At 71.7% G+C, this 4,082-nt stretch carries 4 protein-coding genes; all 4 read right to left on the reverse strand.

Annotation, left to right across the window (positions count from 1 at the left end; genetic code table 11):
• On the reverse strand, window positions 1-310 hold a 310-nt coding region (locus UW392_RS12795; protein WP_320775057.1), incomplete at its 3' end, for a biotin/lipoyl-containing protein.
• 72 nt (window positions 311-382) lie between these two features.
• Window positions 383-1,771 (reverse strand): dihydrolipoyl dehydrogenase, encoded by a 1,389-nt coding sequence (lpdA, locus tag UW392_RS12800; RefSeq protein WP_320775058.1) that lies wholly within the window; start codon window positions 1,769-1,771, stop codon window positions 383-385.
• A 349-nt stretch (window positions 1,772-2,120) separates the two neighbouring features.
• Window positions 2,121-3,671 (reverse strand): leucyl aminopeptidase, encoded by a 1,551-nt coding sequence (locus UW392_RS12805; RefSeq protein WP_320775059.1) that lies wholly within the window; start codon window positions 3,669-3,671, stop codon window positions 2,121-2,123.
• A 164-nt stretch (window positions 3,672-3,835) separates the two neighbouring features.
• The coding region (locus tag UW392_RS12810) for an adenosylcobinamide-GDP ribazoletransferase (RefSeq protein WP_320775060.1) at window positions 3,836-4,082 on the reverse strand (247 nt) is incomplete at its 5' end.

A 4,082-nucleotide genomic window follows, 5' to 3' on the forward strand; every position in this document is an offset into this window, starting at 1 on the left:
CCGGGGCGGGCTCGGGGGCCGGCTCGGCGACCTGCTCGGCGGCCGGGGCGGGGGCCGCGGCGGGGGCGCCGGTGCCGTCGTCGATCAGGGCCAGCTCGGCGCCGACCTCGACCGTCTCGTCCTCGGCGACCTTGATGGAGGACAGCACGCCGGAGGCGGGGGCCGGGATCTCGGTGTCGACCTTGTCGGTCGACACCTCGAGCAGCGGCTCGTCGGCCTCGACGCGCTCACCCTCGGCCTTCAGCCAACGGGTGACGGTGCCCTCGGTGACGCTCTCGCCGAGCGCCGGAAGGGTTACGGAAACCGCCATGGTTTCGGTTGCTCCTAACGAATTGCGGAAGTCTGTGGGGTCGCGATCGTCGCGCGTGGTGACCGAGGGCGGTCAGTCGTGCGAGTGCAGCGGCTTGCCCGCGAGGGCCAGGTGGGCCTCGCCGAGCGCCTCATTCTGCGTCGGGTGGGCGTGGATGAGCTGCGCGACCTCGGCGGGCAGCGCCTCCCAGTTGTAGATCAGCTGGGCTTCGCCGACCTGCTCGCCCATGCGGTCGCCGACCATGTGGACGCCGACCACGGCACCGTCCTTGACCTGCACGAGCTTGATCTCGCCCGCGGTCTTCAGGATCTTGGACTTGCCGTTGCCCGCGAGGTTGTACTTCAGGGCGACGACCTTGTCCGCACCGTAGATCTCCTTGGCCTTGGCCTCGGAGATACCGACGGAGGCGACCTCGGGGTGGCAGTACGTCACCCGGGGCACACCGTCGTAGTCGATCGGGACGACCTTGAGGCCGGCCAGCCGCTCCGCGACGAGGATGCCCTCGGCGAAGCCGACGTGCGCGAGCTGGAGGGTCGGGACCAGGTCGCCGACGGCGGAGATCGTCGGGACGTTGGTCCGCATGTACTCGTCGACGAGGACGTAGCCGCGGTCCGTGGCGACGCCGGCCTCCTCGTAGCCCAGGCCCTGCGAGACCGGGCCGCGGCCGATGGCGACGAGGAGGACCTCGGCCTCGAACTCCTTGCCGTCGGCCAGCGTGACCTTGACGCCGTCCTGGGTGTACTCGGCCTTCTGGAAGAAGGTGCCCAGGTTGAACTTGATGCCGCGCTTGCGGAACGCGCGCTCAAGAAGCTTCGAGCTGTTCTCGTCCTCGACCGGGACGAGGTGCTTCAGGCCCTCGACGATGGTGACGTCGGTGCCGAAGGACTTCCACGCGGAGGCGAACTCGACGCCGATCACGCCGCCGCCCAGCACGATCGCGGACTTCGGCACGCGGTTCAGCTTGAGGGCGTGGTCGGAGGAGATGATCCGGTCGCCGTCGATGTTCAGGCCGGGCAGCGACTTCGGCACGGAGCCGGTCGCCAGCAGGACGTGACGGCCCTGGACACGCTGGCCGTTCACATCGACCGAGGTGGGGGAGGAGAGCTTGCCCTCACCCTCGATGTAGGTGACCTTGCGGGAGGCGATGAGCCCCTGCAGGCCCTTGTACAGGCCCGAGATCACGTCGTCCTTGTACTTGTGGACGGCCTCGATGTCGATGCCCTCGAAGGTGGCCTTCACACCGAACTGCTCGCTCTCGCGGGCCTGGTCGGCGATCTCACCCGCGTGCAGCAGGGCCTTCGTCGGGATGCAGCCGTTGTGCAGGCAGGTGCCGCCGACCTTGCCCTTCTCGATCAGAGCGACGTCCAGACCCAGCTGCGCCCCGCGCAGGGCCGCGGCGTAACCACCGCTGCCACCGCCGAGGATCACTAGGTCGAAAACGGTGCTGGCGTCGTTCGCCACGTCACGTCCTCCATGCATGTGCGCCACGCCGGTCTCCAGTGACCGGTCGGCGGCTGGTGTCCGGCCGCTCGTTCTTCGGCCCTTGGGGTGGGGCCCTGTCCTGCCGGTCCCCATCTTCGCACTTGCGGAGCCCCGACGAGACGCGGGGCCGGGGTGTGAGACGCCCCACGTTCACGAGAGAGCGCCCCCGTAAGGGGCGCGGGGCTGTGTCGATCAGCGGCTCCGCCGCGCGGGCGCGACCAGCCCCGTAAGGGGCGCGGGGAACTGCGCGATCAGCCACATCGGGCCCGCAGCCGCCCACGCCCCGTCGTCACCGGGCTCTCAGGCGCCCGGCACGGTAAACCGGGCGTCAGCCCAGATCCCCGGCAGCCGCCAGCTCGGCGACCCGCACCAGCGTGCGCACAGCGGTACCCGTACCACCCTTCGGCGTGTAACCGAACGGCCCGCCCTCGTTGAACGCCGGCCCGGCGATGTCGAGGTGCGCCCACGCGATCCCCTCGCCCACGAACTCGCGCAGGAACAGCCCGGCCACCAGCCCGCCGCCCATCCGCTCGCCCATGTTCGCGATGTCGGCCGTCGCGGAGTCCATGCCCTTGCGCAGGTGCTCGGGGAGCGGCATCGGCCAGGCCGGCTCGCCGACCTCCTCGGCGGCCTCGTGCACCGCCGCGCGGAACGCGTCGTCGTTGGCCATGATCCCGTACGTACGGGAGCCCAGCGCCAGCATCATCGCCCCGGTCAGCGTCGCGACGTCGATGATCGCGTCCGGCGACTCCTGCGAGGCGGCCCACAGCGCGTCGGCGAGGACGAGACGCCCCTCGGCGTCGGTGTTCAGCACCTCCACCGTCTTGCCGCTGTACATGCGCAGCACGTCGCCGGGGCGGGTGGCGGAGCCCGACGGCATGTTCTCGGCCAGCGCCAGCCAGCCGGTGACGTTGACCTCCAGGCCGAGCCGCGCGGCGGCGACCACGGCGGCGAAGACCGCCGCGGCGCCGGCCATGTCGCACTTCATCGTCTCGTTGTGGCCGGCCGGCTTCAGCGAGATGCCGCCCGAGTCGTAGGTGATGCCCTTGCCGACGAAGGCGAGCGACTTCTTCGCCTTGGACGAGGTGTACGAGAGCTTGACCAGGCGCGGACCGGCCGCCGAACCGGCGCCGACGCCGAGGATGCCGCCGTAGCCGCCCTTGGTGAGCGCCTTCTCGTCGAGCACCTGCACCTTGATGCCGTGCTCCTTGGCCGCGGCCTGCGCGACCGCGGCGAACGACTCGGGGTTGAGGTCGTTCGGCGGGGTGTTGATCAGGTCGCGGGCGCGGTTCAGCTCCTCGGCGACGGTGGCGGCGCGCTCCAGCGCGGCCTTGAACACCTTGTCGCGGGGCTTGCCGCCGAGCAGCGCGGCCTCGGCGAGCGGGGCCTTGCCGTTCTTGGCCTGCTTGTCCTTCGCGGCGTCCTTGCCGGCGGACTTGTAGGCGTCGAAGGAGTACGCGCCGAGCAGCACGCCCTCGCCGACCGCGCCGGCGTCCGCGGCGTCCGCGAGCGGCAGCGCGAAGGCGGCCTTCTTGGTGCCGGCCAGGGCACGGGCGGCGGCACCGGCGGCCTTGCGCAGGGTCTCGCCGTCGTAGCCGGAGTCCTTCTCGGGCTCGGCGCCCAGGCCCACCGCCACCACGAGCGGCGCCTTGAAGCCCGAGGGTGCGGGCAGCTTCGTCACCTCGCCCTCGGCACCGGAGGCACCGAGGGTCTCCAGGACGGCGGCCAGTGAGCCGTCGTACGCCTTGTCCACGGCCTCGGCACCCGGCGCGACGACCAGGCTCTGGGACCTGGGCGCGGAGCCCTTGGCGACACCGATCACGATCGCGTCGGCCCGCAGGCCGGGCGCCGCGGCGGTGCTGAGAGTGAGAGCAGTCACGGTGGTGAAATCTCGCTTCCGTATGAAGTACCGGTGAAGTCCGGTGTGTGGCCGAATGCGGTGGGTCGACCGGGCCCGACCTCCGACCCTAGATCCCTCCTGCGGCGGGGTTCCCACCTGGGCGGGCGCAACCCCGCCCGCGAGCCTACGCTTGTGCCCGCGGCTCAGCCGAGAGCCAGGACGACCAGCGCGGTCGTCGCGGCGGTCTCGGCGAGTCCGCCGAAGACGTCACCGGTGACGCCGCCGAACCGGCGTACGCAGTGGCGCAGCAGGAGCTGGGCGGCGGCCAGGGCGAGGAGCACCGCCAGGGCCGCGCGGACGGCCGGAACCGCACCGAGGGCCGCGCCCGCCGCGCCCGCCGCCACCGTGACGACGGCGGCCGCGCCCAGCGCCACGCGTCGCGGAACGACT

This window comes from Streptomyces sp. CRN 30 (genome assembly GCF_034105845.1).